Here is a 15588-nt window from a genome sequence, read left to right on the forward strand (position 1 = left end):
CACCGACTCGCCACGCCGCCCGTGGGCCGACCGGGCGGGGGCGGAGCGGGCGCAGTTCACCCGCCCGGTCGTTCTCTCAGACGCCCGGGCCCGTGCGGCGCAGCACCCGCAGGGAGCCCGTCGCCGAGACCTCCGAGAAGGCGCCGGAGGCCAGGGCCCTGAGGTAAACGCGGTACGGGGCCTGGCCGGTGAACTCGTCCTGCGGGTCCGGGAAGACGTCGTGGATGAGGAGCAGGCCGCCCTCGGCGACATGCGGGGCCCAGCCCTCGTAGTCGGCGCCTGCGTGCTCGTCGGTGTGCCCGCCGTCGACGAAGACGAACCCCAGGGGCGTGTTCCAGAGCGCCGCGATCCGCGGGGAGCGGCCGACCAGGGCCACCACGTGGTCCTCCAGGCCGGCCCGGTGCAGGGTGCGGCGGAAGGTGGGCAGCGTGTCCATCAGGCCGAGTTCGGGGTCCACCGTCTCCGGGTCGTGGTACTCCCAGCCGGGCTGCTGCTCCTCGCTGCCCCGGTGGTGGTCGACGGTGAGCGCGCTGACCCCGGCCCCGCGGGCCGCGTCGGCGAGCAGGATCGTGGACCGGCCGCAGTACGTGCCGATCTCCATCAGCGGCAGCCCCAGCCGGCCGGCTTCCACGGCCGCCGCGTACAGGGCCAGGCCCTCCTCGACGGGCATGAACCCCTTCGCCGCCTCGAACGCGGCCAGGATCTCGGGCTTCGGGGCCGCGGGCATGGGGGGTCCTCTCGGTCGTACGGCTGTCCGGGGGCCATCGTGCCGTACCCCCTGCCGGAGTCCGGCAGGGGGTACGGATCAGTGGAGGAGTGACCGGGTCAGGCGGGGACCGTCTCGCCCGGCAGGGACAGGTCCAGGTCGACCGGACGTTCGTCGCCCGTGTGGGTCGCGGACGAGGCCAGCGGGCCGTGGCCGGTGGCGCGGGCGGCCAGGACGTACGATCCGCCGCCCGGGACGGTGAGGGTGTAGGCGCCGTCCTCGGCGGACAGGGTCGCGCCCGCCTGACGGCCGTGCCGGTCGATGAGCGTGACCTTGGCGCGGGCGACCGGGCTGCCGTCGGCGGCCAGCACCCGGCCCTGGAAGCCGCGAAGGACCTCCTCGGCGCGCTCCAGTGCCGCGTCCTCCGCACTGCCGGCGCGCAGCTGCGGCTGCCGCGACGGGCGCCCGCCCGGCAGGAACAGCGCCAGGACCAGGCCCACGGCGACCGCCGCGGTCGCGATCAGGAACGAGAGCCGGAAGCCGTGCATCGTCGGGATCTCGACGCCGCCGACGGTGTTCGCGGTGTCGGCCAGCACCATGCCGATCACCGCGCTCGACACCGACGTGCCGATGGAACGCATCAGGGTGTTGAGGCCGTTCGCCGCGCCCGTCTCCGAGGCCGGGACCGCACCCACGATCAGCGCGGGCAGCGAGGAGTAGGCCAGGCCGATGCCCGCGCCCAGCAGCACCGAGATGACCAGGCTCTGCCAGGGGGCGCTCATCAGCCCGAGGCCGGCGCCGTAGCCGACCGCGATGATCAGCAGACCGAGGATCAGGGTGACCTTGGGGCCGTACTTCGCGGAGAGCCGGGCGTAGACGGGCGCCGTGAACATCATCGTCAGGCCGAGCGGCGCGACGAGCAGACCCGCGACGACCATCGACTGGCCGAGGCCGTAGCCGGTGGACGTCGGCAGCTGGAGCAGCTGCGGCAGGACCAGGGAGACGACGTAGAAGGAGACGCCGACCATGATCGAGGCGAGGTTGGTGAACAGGACGGCCGGGCGGGCGGTGGTGCGCAGGTCGACCAGCGGGGCCTTGAGGCGCAGCTCCATCACGCCCCACAGGACCAGGACGATCGCGGCGGCCCCGAACAGGCCCAGCGTGGTGCCGGAGGCCCAGCCCCAGTCGCTGCCCTTGGTGATCGGCAGCAGGAAGAGCACGAGCCCCGCGGACAGGCCGACGGCGCCCGGCAGGTCGAAGGAGCCCTCGGCGCGCATCGGCGACTCCGGCACCACGAGCAGGGTGAGGGCGATGGCGAGGACACCGAGGCCGGCGGCGCCGTAGAACAGCACGTGCCAGTCGCTGTGCTGGGCGACCAGGGCGGCGGCGGGCAGGGCGAGGCCACCGCCGACGCCTATGGAGGAGCTCATCAGGGCCATCGCCGAGCCGAGCCGTTCCCTCGGCAGCGTGTCCCGCATCAGGCCGATGCCGAGCGGGATCGCGCCCATCGCGAAGCCCTGGAGCGTCCGGCCGGTGATCATCATCAGCAGGTCGCTGGTGAGCGCGCTGACCAGGGCGCCGACGACCATGACGGCCAGGCTGGTGATCAGCATGCGCCGCTTGCCGTAGAGGTCGCCGAGGCGGCCCATGATGGGCGTTGCCACCGCGCCCGAGAGGAGGGTCGAGGTCAGGACCCAGGTGGCGTCGCTGGGGGCGGTGTCCAGCAGCTGCGGCAGGTCCTTGATGACCGGGACGAGCAGGGTCTGCATCACCGCGACAACGATGCCCGCGAAGGCGAGCACCGGGACCACGGCCCCGCTCGCTCCGCCGGCGGGACGGTCTGTCGTCTGCGTCATTGAGGGTGGCCTCCAGGCCGTGGAGTTCGGGAGTCGCGCGGTTACGTGCTCTCTGAACCTTGTATGTCCAGGCAACTATTCCGTTGCTTTGGCACCCTAACGAAAACTTGACCTTTCCTTGGGGGTTGCCGGGGCCGCCGGGGCCGCCGGGGGACGGAAAACAACGCGCGTCGCGCTGCCCGGGAAGGGGGCCCAGTGGCCTGTGGGCGGCGCGCCGCCGCTGTTTCGACCCGGGGGCGCGGTGATGCTCCGACGGGGCGACCGCTGGTGTCGCGGCGGGCCGCACAGGGCGTCTCATCCGCGCACGGAAACAGCTCTGACCTGGTCTTTCGTTCGATCCGAACGTACGGTTGCCGGACGCGGAAGGGGGACCGGATGGACCGGAACATACGCACCGTCGACGACGTACTCGCCCTGCTCGACGCACTGTTCGCGCCCGAGGCCGACCGGTGGACGGAGCGGGGCGCCGACTGGTGGGACGGCTTCTACGCCGACCGCTCCCGGCCGGTGCCGTTCTTCGTCGCCAAGCCGGACGAGAGCCTGGTGAGTTGCCTGGACCGGGGGCTGGCCGTCGGTGGGCGGGCGCTCGACCTGGGGTGCGGCCCGGGCCGCAACGCGCTGTATCTGGCGGAGCGGGGCTTCCGGGTGGACGCGGTCGACCTGGCCCCGGCCGCCGTCGCGTGGGCCGGGGAGCGGGCCCGTGCGGCCGGCGTGGAGAACGTGCGGTTCCACTGCGGGGACGCGTTCGAACTCACCGGCGCGGAACTCACGGGCCCGTACGACCTCGTCTTCGACTCCGGCTGCTTCCACCACCTCCCCCCGCACCGCAGGATCAGCTACCTGAGGCTGCTGGACGAGGTACTGGCCCCGGGGGGCGTGTTCGGCCTCACGTGCTTCGCGGCCGGGGCCGACGGGATGGGGTCGGAGCTGTCCGACGCCGACCTCTACCGTGGGGCCGCCCCCGGGCTGGGGGGCGGACTCGCTTACACCCCCGAGTCGTTGCGGGAGATCTTCTCGGATCTCACCGAGGTCGAACTGCGGCGGATGCGCGACGAGCCGGAGGACTCGGCGTGCTTCGGTGAGTCCTTCCTGTGGGCGGCGCTGTTCCGGCGGGAGCCGGATTCACAGCCGGCCCTGGCCGCGGGCCTCCCGTAGGGCTTCCATGCGGTCGCGGGCGCCCGTCCTGCCCTCGGCCTGCCGGTCACGGGCCGAGGGCGGGGCCGGGCGTGCCGAGCAGTGAGGCGAGCGTTCCGGTGAACGCCGCGGCCGAATGGTCCGCGTGCGCGCGGATGCGCCGGGCCACGGTCCGCGCGCCGCCGCCCTCCACGAGGTGGGCGAGCCGGTCGAGGCGGCGCCCGTGGCCCTCCTCGGTGTCGGGGAGGGTGGACAGGTAGAAGTCCGTCGCGTCGTAGGCCATGTGGAAGACGTGTTTCTTCACGTCGCTCAGCGTCAGGTAGTCGTCGTGGGTCCTGGGGGCCGGCTCGGGCGCGCCGACACACACCGCCGGGGTGCCGGCGCCCCAGGCGTTGACCGCCAGGTGGTAGGTGTCCGTGATGACCAGCCGGTACCGGGGGAGGACGCCCAGCAGGTCGCCTATGGTGTGCCGGCCCGGCCGGGGCGCGATGTGCCGGACCGGGCCTGGGACGTCCCGGTCGAACCAGGGCAGCCATTCCAGCGGGGCGTCCAGACGGACGGACAGGCCCTGGCAGAAGGCGGGCAGCCACTCGGGGATCGGCGTACGGGCGCCCAGGAACACGCCGATCGCCCCACCGTCCGGCACGGACCGGGACCACTGAGTGGTCGGGAGGTGGTCGAGGTCGCCCGGGCGGGACAGCAGCGCCGCGTCCGAACCGAAGTAGTCGGTCGTACGGTCCTCACGCAGGTGCGCGATCTTCGCCGCCGAGAGCGGGTCCCGCACCCAGACGCGGTGGCTCCGCCTCACCAGCCGGGAGAACAGCGGGCCGTACTCCTTGTCCTCGTAGTCGGACTGCGCGTTGTGCAGGATCGTCCCGCCGTAGCTGAGGGTGCGGGCGAGGAGCTCGTCCGGCTGGTCCGCGAACAGCAGGGTCCGGTTCAGCAGGCTCCGGGCGGCGTCACGGTCCTCGGCGAAGCCGAAGTCGAGCAGGCGGTTGGTGGCGTCCTGCTCCAGGTAGTGCCGGGTGTGGAGGAAGTCGCCCCAGAAGACGACCGCGTCGTGCTCGCGGAGCCCGTCGAGGTGCTCGGCCAGGGGATGGAAGCGGAACGGGAAGCCGGTGCCGCGCGCGCAGTCGCGCAGGGGCACGGTCTCCGGCGTGTGCAGGGTGTACCAGGTGGCGTCGACCTCGCCGGCCATGCGCCGCCGCAGGGACTCGAAAGCCAGGTCGACGGTCAGCATGCCGGTGTTGCGGTACCCGATGTTCGGCGCGGTGATGACGGCGACGCGTGCCATGTGTTCCTTTTCCCTAGCCCGTTCCCGGCGCCGCCGGCGACTGCGGCGCGCACCAACGGCCAACGTACACGCCCCGGTTGCCCGGCAGCGGCCCCGGCCCGCCGGCCCGTCGACGCCGAGGAGGCGGGGCGGGCCGGAAGTGCGATCTGACATGGCGTCAGGAGGCTTCACAAGTGCGGGGGCCTGGGCTATACAGAGGCCCAGGACTGGAACGCGTTCCAGTTCGGCCCGAGACGGCCTCGGTGCGGCCGACGGTGCGGACGGCCGTGCCGAGGTCCCTTCTCACGATGCCGCCGAGGTCCTTCCCACGGCGATCAGGAGCCCCATGCCCATCGACGCAGCCAAGGCGCTCGCCGCCGAACCCCGCACCGGCGAACTCTCCTGGGACCACAAGGACGTGCAGCTCTACCACCTCGGCATCGGCGCGGGAGTCCCCGCCACCGACCCCGACGAGCTCCGCTACACCCTGGAATCCCGGCTGCACGTCCTGCCGAGCTTCGCCACCGTCGCGGGCGGCGGAAAACCCGGGGTGACCAGCGGACTGTCCATGCCCGGCGTCGACGTCGACCTCGCCCGTGTCCTGCACGGCGGCCAGAGCCTCGTGCTCCACCGCCCCCTCCCGGCGGCGGGCACCGCGACGGCCACCAACCGGATCGCCGCCGTCCACGACAAGGGCAAGGCGGCCGTCCTCGTGCTGCGCACCGAAGTGGCGGATGCCGAAGGCCCGTTGTGGACCAACGACGCCCAGATCTTCGTCCGCGGGGAAGGAGGCTGGGGCGGCGACCGCGGCCCCTCGGCCCGGCTCGAACCCCCCGCCGGCGAACCCGCACGGACCGTCGAACGGCCGGTCCGCGAGGACCAGGCCCTGCTCTACCGCCTCTCCGGCGACTGGAACCCGCTGCACGCCGACCCCGAGTTCGCCAAGGTCGCCGGGTTCGAACGGCCCATTCTGCACGGCCTGTGCACCTACGGCATCACGCTCAAGGCGGTCGTCGACACTCTGCTCGGCGGCGACGTGACCAGGGTGCGGTCCTACGCCACGCGGTTCGCCGGGGTCGTGTACCCGGGAGAGACGCTGCGGATCCGTATGTGGCCCGCACCCGGCTCACCCGGCTCCACCAGGGTCGAGGTCAGCGCCGCGGAGCGGGGCGACGCACCCGTCCTCACCGACACCACCGTCGAGCACACCTGAGTCCCAGACGCCGTACGAGGGGAGCCCGCACCATGCGCGCAGCCGTACTGCACGAGACCGGCCAGGACAAGCTGGAGGTCCTCGACGACGTCGAGGCGGCGGGGTTCGGCCCCGGCAAGGTGCGCATCCGGGTGCGCGCCACCGGGCTGTGCCACTCGGACCTGTCGGCGATGAGCGGGGTGCTGCCGCAGCCCGCGCCGTTCGTACCCGGGCACGAAGGCGCGGGGGAGATCCTCGAGGCCGGAGAGGGCGTCGGCCACGTGAAGGCCGGCGACCGGGTCGTCGTGTGCTGGCTGCCCGCCTGCGGCGCCTGCCCCTCCTGCCGGCGCGGACAGACACAGCTATGCCTGGCCGGGTTCATGAACGCCGGCACCCCCAACTTCAAGCGGCCCGGCGGGGACCTCTTCGGTTTCGCCGGCACCGGCACCTTCGCCGAGGAGGTCGTCGTCGACGCCGGATGCGCGGTGCCGGTACCCGACGACGTGCCCTTCGACATCGCCGCCCTCATCGGCTGCGGGGTGACGACCGGGCTGGGCGCCGCCCTCAACACGGCCGACGTCCGGGCCGGTTCGTCCGTGGCCGTCATCGGGTGCGGGGGCGTCGGCATCTCCGTGATCCAGGGCGCCCGGCTGCGCGGGGCCGCGGAGATCGTCGCGGTCGACCCGGTGGTCTCCCGGCGCGAGGCGGCCCTGCGGTTCGGGGCCACCAAGGCCGTGTCGCCCGACGGACTGCCCGACGCCAAACAGCGGATCACCGCCGGTGAGGGCTTCGACTACGTCTTCGAGGTCGTCGGCAGGTCGGCCACGGCCCGCACCGCGTACGACACCACCCGGCGCGGCGGCACCCTCGTCGTGGTCGGCGCCGGCGCCATGGACGACGTCCTCCAGCTCAACATGTTCGAGCTGTTCTTCGACGAGAAGCGGATCCTGCCGTCCCTGTACGGCGGCGGTGACGTCCTGCGCTCCTACGAACGTGCCATCGCCCTGTGGCGCGCCGGCCGGCTCGACCTGGCGGGCCTGATCACCCACCGGGTCCCGCTCGCCGACATCAACGAGGCCCTGGACCAGATGCGCACCGGGACCGCCCTGCGCACCTGCATCGAGCTGTGAGGGCCGACGCCATGCCGCTGCCGCCGCTGCCGCTCCGGGGACTGTCCGCGATCGTCACCGGCGCGGGCCGCGGGATCGGCCGGGCCGAGGCGCTGGAACTCGCCCGGCTCGGAGCAGCCGTCGTCGTCAACGACTACGGAGAGCCCGGCCGAGGGGGGTCCTCCCCGCTCGAGCGAAGCCGAGAGCATGGGGGAGGTACCGGCGAGGCCTCGGCCGGGCGCGAGGCCTCGGCCGGGCGCGAGGCCTCGGCCGGGCCCGCCGAGGAGGTCGCCGCCGAGATCCGCGCGGCGGGCGGTTCCGCCGTCGCGCACACCGGCGACGTCTCCGACTTCGCGCAGGCGCGCGGGCTCGTCGAGCTGGCCGTCACCGAGTTCGGCAAGCTCGACATCCTCGTCAACAACGCCGGCATCCTGCGCGACCGCATGGTGTTCTCGATGGCCGAGGAGGAGTGGGACGCCGTTCTCCGGGTCCACCTCAAAGGGCACTTCAACACCACCCGGTTCGCCGCCGCTCACTGGCGGGAGCGGTCCAAGCGGGCCGGGGAGCCGGTGTTCGGGCGGATCGTGAACACCTCCTCGGAAGCGTTCCTCGCCGGCTCGGCCGGACAGCCCAACTACGCGGCGGCCAAGGGCGGGATCGTCGGCCTCACCACCTCCACGGCCCTCGCCCTCGGCAAGTACGGTGTGACGGCCAACGCCATCTGCCCCCGCGCCCGCACCCGGATGACCGAGGACGTCTTCGCGGGCGTCCGGCAGCCCTCCACGGGCGGCCTCGACCCGCTCGCCCCCGAGCACGTGGCCCCTCTCGTCGGCTACCTCGCCTCACCCGCCGCCGCCCACGTCACCGGGCAGCTCCTCGTGGTGCACGGCGGGATGGTGGCCGTCGTCGAACGGCCCAGGGTCGCCGCCCGGTTCGACAGCAAGCAGGACACCTTCACGTACGACGAGCTGGAGGCCGTGCTCGGGGCGTACTACGCGGACCGGCCGGCGGGGGAGACGTTCGCGGCGGCGGAGGTGCTGGGGCTGAAACGCGGCTGAGGAGGCCGGAAGCGGCCCTGCCCGGGAGGGGCAGGGCCGCTTCCTCGCCGTTGACTGACGTGCCCTCAGGCCGCCGTCCCGGTCTGCTCGCTCTCCGCCACCGGCTTGCGGTGACGGCCGCGCGGAGCCGTCCCGCCGTCCTGCGTGGAGACCTCGCCACGGTGCCGGCCGTGGCCGGTGGAGATCTCCTGGACGTCGGCATTCTGCGGCTGGTTCGTGCTGGCGTCGCTCATCGGATGGAATTCACCCCGTCAACATGATCTTTTTTGGAGCCGGGTGAGTCTAACCGGCACCCCACGCCCCCGATCCAGGCGGCCGCGCCAACCGGCACTACTTCGTTACAAGACGTCCCAATGGCGCCTGTTGCAGCGGGACGGGACGTGGGGTGGCGGGGGCCGGGAGATGAGCGGAACCGGCTGAGGAGGCCGGGTGTTCCGGATCGGAGGGTCCTGCGGAGTGCGGCGGATCCGGGGGTGCCGCTTCCGGGCACCCGGACGCCGGTTCCGGGGACGCCGGTGCGGGATACGCCGGTTCGGGGGACGCCGGTTCCGGGGACGCGCAGGCCGGTTCCGGGGAGGTGGACGCCGGTTCCGGGGGGTGTCCCGGCGCGGCGGCCGTCCCGACGGCCCGTCCGTCCGGCTCCCGCGTCCGCCCCCGCACCGGCTCCTTTCCAAGCCCCGGCCCCGTCCCCGGGCCGGGCGGCGGCGCCGCACCCGGCTCCTGCCGTACGGCCGAAGCCGCCGGCGGGTTCACCTGTGCCACCCCGCACGGCACCGCCGGTGTCGCGTACGGCAGGCGCAGCATCCCGTCCGGCGTCCACAGGCCGGTGCCCGCCAGCCACCCTTCGGGCGCCGGGAGATGGTGCATCCGGCGCTCGGCGGGCCGCCACACGCCGATCCAGCTGCCCGCCGGCCCGTCGACGCGCAGCGCCACCGCGCAGCTCTCCGGCGTCAGCGTCTGCCCCGGCTGGATCGCGAACGGTGTGACGGCGCAGCCCCGCAGCCGCAGGCACTCCGGGAAGCGCACCGGCAGCGTGCTCCCCAGGACCCCCCAGCCCAGCCGGTCCTGACCCGGCGAGGGCGCGTCCGAGCGGACGATCAGCAGCCCGCTGTCATGGTCGGCGAGCAGCAGCCGGTCGTCGCTGCCGGCGGCGATCTGCAGCAGCGGCGACACCTCGCCGCCGCGCGCCAGGTCCACCACGACGGTCTTGGTGCGCCCACCGGTCTCCCGGTCCAGGGCGAGCAGCCGACCGGTACGGTCCAGCCAGACCCCGCCCGAGCAGCGACCGGGCAACTCCGCCAGCCGCTCCGGGCCGAAGTCGCCGCCCGCCACCAGCCACACCGTCGTGGAACGCGGCCCGACGGCCAGCGCGTACGCCTTCTCACCGCACGGGGCGGGCGGCAGCAGGCCCAGTCGGACCGTGCCCGCCGGGCACTCGACCGCCCCCAGGGGGAGCTCGCCCGTCCCGGGGCCGGTCGGATACAGCAGCGAGAAGGCGTGCCGCCCGGCCACCAGACGGTGGATGAGCACCCGCCCGTCACCCATCGGCTGCACCTCGGTGCCCGGCTCCTCCGGCTGGTTGCGGGGCAGTGGCACCGCGTACGGCTCCGGGCCGTCCAGGGTCCAGCGCTCCGGGAACCAGGACTCGCCGGCCGACGCGAGGCGCGCGGCGTAGGCGCCGTCCGCGCTGAGCGTGCATCCCGCCGGCGCGGCTCGATCCGGCACGGTTCTTTCCTCGTGACCCGCCGAAGGCTCGATCGCACACGCTGTCATCGTTCGGTCACCTCCGGTGACGAACGTAGTTTTCGTGCGCGGCCGGCGAATGCGACGCCTCCCGGCTTCACACATAAGGGTGTTCCAGGAACGATTCCTCTGAGGGGAAGGGGGCTTCTGTGCTGCGCGGGGCGAGAGCCGGCCGACGGGGGCGGTGGCGGTTCAACGCCACAGATCAGACGGGTAGCCTTGCACTCGTGCCCCGTCTGTCTGAAGTCATCGCCGCGCTGGAGACCCTGTGGCCCGCCGAGCGGGCCGAGTCCTGGGACGCGGTCGGCACGGTCGTGGGCGACCCGGACCAGGAGGTCACGCGGGTCGTGTTCGCCGTCGACCCGGTCCAGGAGATCGTCGACGAGGCGGTGAGGCTGGGCGCCGACCTGCTCGTCACCCACCACCCTCTCTACCTGCGCGGTACGACCACGGTCGCGGCGACGCACTTCAAGGGCCGTGTCGTCCACACCCTCATCAAGAACGACATCGCGCTGCACGTCGCCCACACCAACGCCGACACCGCCGACCCGGGCGTTTCCGATGCCCTCGCGGGCGCCCTGGACCTCAGGATCACCGGGCCGCTCGTCCCGGACCCCACCGACCCCGAGGGCCGCCGGGGTCTGGGCCGCGTCTGCGCGCTGGATCCCCCGCTTACCGTCCGCGAGTTCGCCGCCCGCGCGGCCGAGCGACTGCCCGCCACCGCGCAGGGCATCAGGGTCGCCGGCGACCCCGAGGCGCCGGTGCGCACGGTCGCCGTCAGCGGCGGCTCCGGCGACAGCCTCTTCGACCACGTACGCGCGGCCGGCGTCGACGCCTTCCTCACGGCCGACCTGCGCCACCACCCGGCAGCGGAGTTCACGGCGGCTGTCGCCCCCCGCCCCCTCGCGCTGCTCGACGCGGCGCACTGGGCCACCGAGTGGCCCTGGTGCGAGCTGGCCGCGAGCCAGCTCGACGAGATCTCCGACCGGCACGGATGGGACCTGCGCGTGCACGTCTCGAAGACGGTCACCGACCCCTGGACCGCGCACGCGGCCTCAACCACTTCTGAACCCCTGGGAGCCCCGAACTGAACGCCGCGCCCGCCGACCAGATCCGACTCCTCGACGTCCAGGACCTCGACGTCCGCCTGCAGCAGCTCGCGCACAAGCGGAAGTCGCTGCCCGAGCACGCCGAGATCGAGTCGCTGACCAAGGACCACACCCAGCTGCGCGACCTGCTCGTGGCCGCGCAGACCGAGGAGAGCGACACCGCCCGCGAGCAGACCAAGGCCGAGCAGGACGTGGACCAGGTGCGCCAGCGCGCCGCCCGCGACCAGCAGCGCCTCGACTCCGGCGCCGTCACCTCCCCCAAGGACCTGGAGAACCTCCAGCGCGAGATCGCCTCGCTCGCCAAGCGGCAGGGCGACCTGGAGGACGTGGTGCTCGAGGTCATGGAGCGCCGGGAGTCCGCGCAGGAGCGGGTGGCCGAGCTGACCGACCGGGTGGCCTCCGTCCAGGCGAAGATCGACGACGCGACCGCCCGCCGCGCCGCCGCCCTCGAGGAGATCGACGGCGAGATCGCCACCGTCTCCAAGGAACGCGAGGTCATCGCCGGGTCGGTGCCCGCCGACCTGCTCAAGCTCTACGACAAGCTGCGCGAGCAGCAGGGCGGCATCGGCGCGGCCAAGCTGTACGCGCGCAGCTGCCAGGGCTGCCGCCAGGAGCTCGCCATCACCGAGCTGAACGAGATCCGCAACGCGGCACCCGACACGGTCGTGCGCTGCGAGAACTGCCGCCGCATCCTGGTGCGCACGTCCGAGTCCGGTCTCTAGTCCCGGGGAGCCTGTCCGGTGCGGGAGTTCATCGTCGAGGCCGACGGCGGGTCGCGGGGCAACCCGGGGCCCGCGGGCTACGGGGCCGTGGTCAGTGACGCGGCGACGGGCGAGACGCTGCGGGAGACCGCCGAGTACATCGGCGTCGCCACCAACAACGTCGCCGAGTACCGGGGTCTCCTCGCCGGACTGCGCGCCGCCCACGCCCTGGATCCGGCCGCGGCCGTCCACGTCCGGATGGACTCCAAGCTCGTCATCGAGCAGATGTCGGGCCGCTGGAAGATCAAGCACCCCGACATGAAGCCGCTGGCGGCGGAGGCGGCCCGGGTCTTCCCGCCCGGGCGGGTGACGTACGAGTGGATCCCCCGCGAACAGAACAAGCACGCCGACCGGCTGGCCAACGAGGCGATGGACGCGGGGGCCAGGGGCGAGCAGTGGTCGGAGGCGGATTCGACGGCTGAGCTGGACGCGGCGGCCGGTGTGCCGACGGCCTCCGCGTCGGCCCCGACGGCGGCCACCGCGCCGGCGACGGACGCCGACGCCCGGACCGGAGCCGCGAAGGCCGACGCCCTCGCCGAAGCCGCGAAGGCCGACGCCGACACCCGGGCCGCCAGGTCCGCGGCGGCTCCCGGTTCGGCTGCTCCCGGCTCGGTCGCGCCTGGTTCGGCTGCTCCCGATTCGGTTGCTCCCGATTCGGTGGCTCCCGGTTCGGCCGCCCGTGGTTCGGCGGCTGCTGGTTCGGCTGCTCCTGGCTCGGTCGCTCCTGGCTCGGTCGCTCCCGGCTCGGCTGCTCCCGATTCGGTGGCTCCCGGTTCGGCCGCCCGTGGTTCGGCGGCTGCTGGTTCGGCTGCTCCTGGTTCGGCGGCTTCCGGTTCGGCGGCTCCTGGCTCGGCCGCTCGCGGCGTGGCCGCTCCCGGCTGGGCTCCCGCCGACATGGGCACCCCCGCCACCTTCGTCCTGCTGCGCCACGGCGAGACCCCGCTGACCCCGCAGAAGCGCTTCTCCGGCAGCGGCGGCACCGACCCCTCCCTCTCCGACGCCGGCCGGGAGCAGGCCGAACGGGCAGCGGCTCTGCTGGCCCGGCGCGGCACGATCCAGGCGATCGTGTCGTCACCCCTCGCCCGCACCCGGGAGACCGCCGGCATCGTCGCGGCACGGCTCGGCCTCGATGTGGGCATCGACGACGGACTGCGCGAGACGGACTTCGGCGCCTGGGAGGGACTCACCTTCGCCGAGGTCCGCGAACGGTACCCGGACGACCTGAACGCCTGGCTGGCCTCCCCGGACGCCGAACCCACCGGAGGCGGCGAGAGCTTCGCGGCGACCGCCACCCGGATCGCCGCCACCCGCGACAAGCTGACCGCGGCGTACGCGGGCCGCACCGTCCTGCTCGTCACGCACGTGACCCCGATCAAGACGTTCGTACGTCTCGCCCTCGGCGCCCCGCCGGAATCCCTGTTCCGCATGGAACTGTCGGCCGCGTCCCTGTCGGTCGTCGCGTACTACGCGGACGGCAACGCCAGCGTCCGGCTCCTCAACGACACGTCCCACCTGCGCTGAGCCCCGCCGCAGCGCGCGCCAGCGCCTCGACACGGCCCCAGTCGTGCTGCGCGACCGCGTCGGGCGGCAGCATCCAGCTCCCGCCCACACAGGCGACGTTGGGCAGGGCCAGATAGTCCGGCGCGGCGGCCGGACCGATCCCGCCCGTGGGGCAGAACCGGGCCTGCGGGAGCGGCCCGGACAGCGACTTCAGATACGCCGTACCGCCCGCGGCCTCAGCCGGGAAGAACTTCATCTCCCGCACCCCGCGCTCCAGCAGCGCCACCACCTCGGAGGTGGTCGACACCCCCGGCAGGAACGGCACCCCGGAGCCCCGCATCTCCCCCAGCAGTACGTCGGTCCAGCCCGGGCTGACCAGGAATCGGGCCCCCGCGGCCACGGCGTCCCCGACCTGCGCCGGGCTGATCACCGTCCCGGCGCCGACCACCGCGTCCGGCACCTCCCGGGCGATCTCCCGGATCGCGTCCAGTGCGGCGGGCGTCCGCAACGTCACCTCGATCGCGGGCAGCCCCCCGGCGACCAGCGCCCGCGCCAGCGCTACGGCGCGCTCCGCGTCCTCGATGACGACGACGGGGACGACGGGCGCGAGGTCCAGCAGGGACGCGGGCAGGGCAGAGGGCATGGGCGTATCCTGCCGCCGTCTCCTCAACATGCGCAAAGCCCATTGCGCATGTTGCAACGCGGGTCGGGTCGTGCAGCTCGATCGCTAGTGAACCTCGGCCACCAGCACATCCAGCGACCACGCCTGCCCCGCCTTGGCGGGCGCCTCCGCCTCCACCTCGTGCCCGAGCTCCCGCAGTACCTCGACCAGTTCGGCCGGGCCCTTCGGGTCGGCTCCGGCGGTCAGCAGACTCCGCACGATCCGCCCCTTCGTCGCCTTGTTGAAGTGACTGACGACCTTCCGGGTCGGCGCGTACAGCACCCGCACCGACGCCGTCCGCCCGGCCACCTCACCCTTCGGCTTCCACGCGGCGGCATACGCGGCGGACCGCAGATCCAGTACCAGGCCGTCCCCGGCGGCCTCCGGCAGTACCGACGCCATCGGCGTACGCCAGTGCGCTCCCAGCGCCCCCAGACCCGGCAGCTTCACGCCCATCGAACACCGGTAGGACGGAATCCGGTCCGTCACCCGCACGGCACCCCACAACCCGGAGAACACCAGCAGCGACCGCGCGGCCCGCCTCTTGGCCGCCGCGTCGAGGGACGCCAGCCCCAGGGCGTCGTACAGCACCCCCGTGTAGATCTCCCCGGCCGGCCGCGCGCCCGCAGTCCGCAGCTCCGCGTTCTTCGCGACCTCCCCCCGCAGCCCCTCGCTCAGCCCGAGCACCTCACGCGCCTTGTCCTCGTCGCCCGCGCACAACTCGACCAGCTCGGCGAGGACCGCCTCCCGGGCCCCGGCGAGCCCCGGCAGGGACAGCGACTCCGGCTTCAACGGCGCACCACGGCCGGACGACGCCTTGCCTTCGGACGGCGGCAGCAGGACAAGCACGCGTACTCCTTCGATCGAACCGCAGCCGACAGCGTACGGGGAGCTCAGACACGCGCCTGCCCGAGGGCGCGCACGAGCCCGTCGGCGTCATCGGCGTGGAATCGGACGACCCGCACATCACGGCGACGCCCGAGGAGGGTGACGTGCGTGACCGGCTCCGTCAGCTCGAGCGTGACGGTCGTCTGCGACCCCACCTCGACGTCCAGCTCACCGTCGGCACGCTCACGCGTCATCCGCAGCTCTCGCCGCGCCGACGCGATCCGCTCCAGCGGCACCCGCAGATCGACATGCGCGTAGCGCCGGATCCGCAACGATCCGCCCTGCGCATCCAGCAGATGCGGACGCACCACGGACGAGGCGTGCCGCGCCATGACCACGACCACGCCGTACGCGTCCAGGACAAGGAAGACCGCGTGCGCCGCGGGCCACTCCCGCAGCAGCACCGACATGGCCACCGTCTCCACGGCGCACACGAACCCGACCCCGGCCATCATGGCGCCCTGCCCCCGCGCGTACCCGAAGGCCCGCCCGCCGTCCACCCCCTGCGTACGCCGCACCATCCACAGCGCGAGACTCACGAGCAGCCGCACCTCGTGCGCGACCAGCCGCCGCGCGACCCTCATCGCCGCTCCCCGGC

The 15588-nt window shown here is 73.5% G+C and carries 15 protein-coding genes; 7 read left to right on the top strand and 8 right to left on the bottom strand.

Translation table 11 applies throughout. From position 1 onward, the window contains the following. Positions 1–76: 76 nt before the first annotated feature. Both IE212_RS30130 and IE212_RS30135 read right to left on the bottom strand, forming a co-directional pair. Positions 77–727 carry a class I SAM-dependent methyltransferase gene (locus tag IE212_RS30130; protein WP_190201132.1) on the bottom strand — a complete coding sequence of 217 codons (651 nt, stop codon included), beginning with the start codon at positions 725–727 and terminating at the stop codon, positions 77–79. Between the two features lie 98 nt (positions 728–825). Further along, positions 826–2562, bottom strand: coding sequence for an MFS transporter (locus IE212_RS30135; protein WP_190201133.1), 1737 nt, complete (start codon positions 2560–2562; stop codon positions 826–828). Positions 2563–2937: 375 nt separating this feature from the next. Between IE212_RS30135 and IE212_RS30140 the strand changes: the two genes are divergently transcribed. Then, positions 2938–3717, top strand: coding sequence for a class I SAM-dependent methyltransferase (locus IE212_RS30140; protein WP_190201134.1), 780 nt, complete (start codon positions 2938–2940; stop codon positions 3715–3717). Between the two features lie 46 nt (positions 3718–3763). Here the strand turns inward: IE212_RS30140 and IE212_RS30145 are convergent, their stop codons facing one another. Continuing rightward, the gene (locus IE212_RS30145; RefSeq protein WP_190201135.1) at positions 3764–4990 is read right to left on the bottom strand and encodes a polysaccharide pyruvyl transferase family protein; all 1227 of its coding nucleotides are present in this window, start codon (positions 4988–4990) and stop codon (positions 3764–3766) included. A 325-nt stretch (positions 4991–5315) separates the two neighbouring features. On the opposite strand from IE212_RS30145, the gene IE212_RS30150 reads away from it, so the two are divergent. From IE212_RS30150 to IE212_RS30160, 3 genes are read left to right on the top strand one after another with little or no spacing between them, the layout of a single operon-like run. Then, positions 5316–6182, top strand: a complete 867-nt coding sequence (locus IE212_RS30150; RefSeq protein WP_190201136.1) for a MaoC/PaaZ C-terminal domain-containing protein — start codon at positions 5316–5318, stop codon at positions 6180–6182. A 32-nt stretch (positions 6183–6214) separates the two neighbouring features. Continuing rightward, positions 6215–7291, top strand: a complete 1077-nt coding sequence (locus IE212_RS30155; protein WP_190201137.1) for a Zn-dependent alcohol dehydrogenase — start codon at positions 6215–6217, stop codon at positions 7289–7291. 11 nt (positions 7292–7302) lie between these two features. After that, complete coding sequence (locus IE212_RS30160; protein WP_190201158.1) at positions 7303–8328, top strand: 3-oxoacyl-ACP reductase; 1026 nt, start codon at positions 7303–7305, stop codon at positions 8326–8328. Positions 8329–8393: 65 nt separating this feature from the next. On the opposite strand, the gene IE212_RS30165 is transcribed toward IE212_RS30160, so the two are convergent. Continuing rightward, a complete protein-coding gene (locus IE212_RS30165) occupies positions 8394–8561 on the bottom strand; it encodes a hypothetical protein (protein ID WP_190201138.1) in 168 nt (55 codons plus the stop codon). Positions 8562–8658: 97 nt separating this feature from the next. Continuing rightward, positions 8659–10101, bottom strand: coding sequence for a hypothetical protein (locus tag IE212_RS30170; RefSeq protein WP_190201139.1), 1443 nt, complete (start codon positions 10099–10101; stop codon positions 8659–8661). A 197-nt stretch (positions 10102–10298) separates the two neighbouring features. Between IE212_RS30170 and IE212_RS30175 the strand changes: the two genes are divergently transcribed. From IE212_RS30175 to IE212_RS30185, 3 genes are read left to right on the top strand one after another with little or no spacing between them, the layout of a single operon-like run. Further along, positions 10299–11162, top strand: a complete 864-nt coding sequence (locus IE212_RS30175; protein ID WP_190201140.1) for a Nif3-like dinuclear metal center hexameric protein — start codon at positions 10299–10301, stop codon at positions 11160–11162. Further along, positions 11159–11902 carry a zinc ribbon domain-containing protein gene (locus tag IE212_RS30180; RefSeq protein WP_190201159.1) on the top strand — a complete coding sequence of 248 codons (744 nt, stop codon included), beginning with the start codon at positions 11159–11161 and terminating at the stop codon, positions 11900–11902. The genes IE212_RS30175 and IE212_RS30180 overlap by 4 nt, the downstream gene beginning before the upstream one ends. An 18-nt stretch (positions 11903–11920) precedes the next feature. Then, positions 11921–13462 carry a bifunctional RNase H/acid phosphatase gene (locus IE212_RS30185; protein ID WP_190201141.1) on the top strand — a complete coding sequence of 514 codons (1542 nt, stop codon included), beginning with the start codon at positions 11921–11923 and terminating at the stop codon, positions 13460–13462. Here the strand turns inward: IE212_RS30185 and eda are convergent. The 3 genes from eda to IE212_RS30200 form a co-directional block, all read right to left on the bottom strand. Further along, the gene (eda, locus tag IE212_RS30190) at positions 13437–14084 is read right to left on the bottom strand and encodes a bifunctional 4-hydroxy-2-oxoglutarate aldolase/2-dehydro-3-deoxy-phosphogluconate aldolase (RefSeq protein WP_190201142.1); all 648 of its coding nucleotides are present in this window, start codon (positions 14082–14084) and stop codon (positions 13437–13439) included. The two genes, IE212_RS30185 and eda, sit on opposite strands and share 26 nt — an antisense overlap. An 84-nt stretch (positions 14085–14168) precedes the next feature. Next, positions 14169–14951: a peroxide stress protein YaaA gene (yaaA, locus tag IE212_RS30195; RefSeq protein WP_190201143.1), complete on the bottom strand. Its 783-nt coding sequence runs from the start codon at positions 14949–14951 to the stop codon at positions 14169–14171. A gap of 44 nt (positions 14952–14995) precedes the next feature. After that, positions 14996–15574 (bottom strand): hypothetical protein, encoded by a 579-nt coding sequence (locus IE212_RS30200; RefSeq protein WP_190201144.1) that lies wholly within the window; start codon positions 15572–15574, stop codon positions 14996–14998. Positions 15575–15588 lie beyond the last annotated feature (14 nt).

It is taken from the genome of Streptomyces djakartensis, assembly GCF_014651075.1.
GTDB classification, from domain to species: domain Bacteria; phylum Actinomycetota; class Actinomycetes; order Streptomycetales; family Streptomycetaceae; genus Streptomyces; species Streptomyces djakartensis.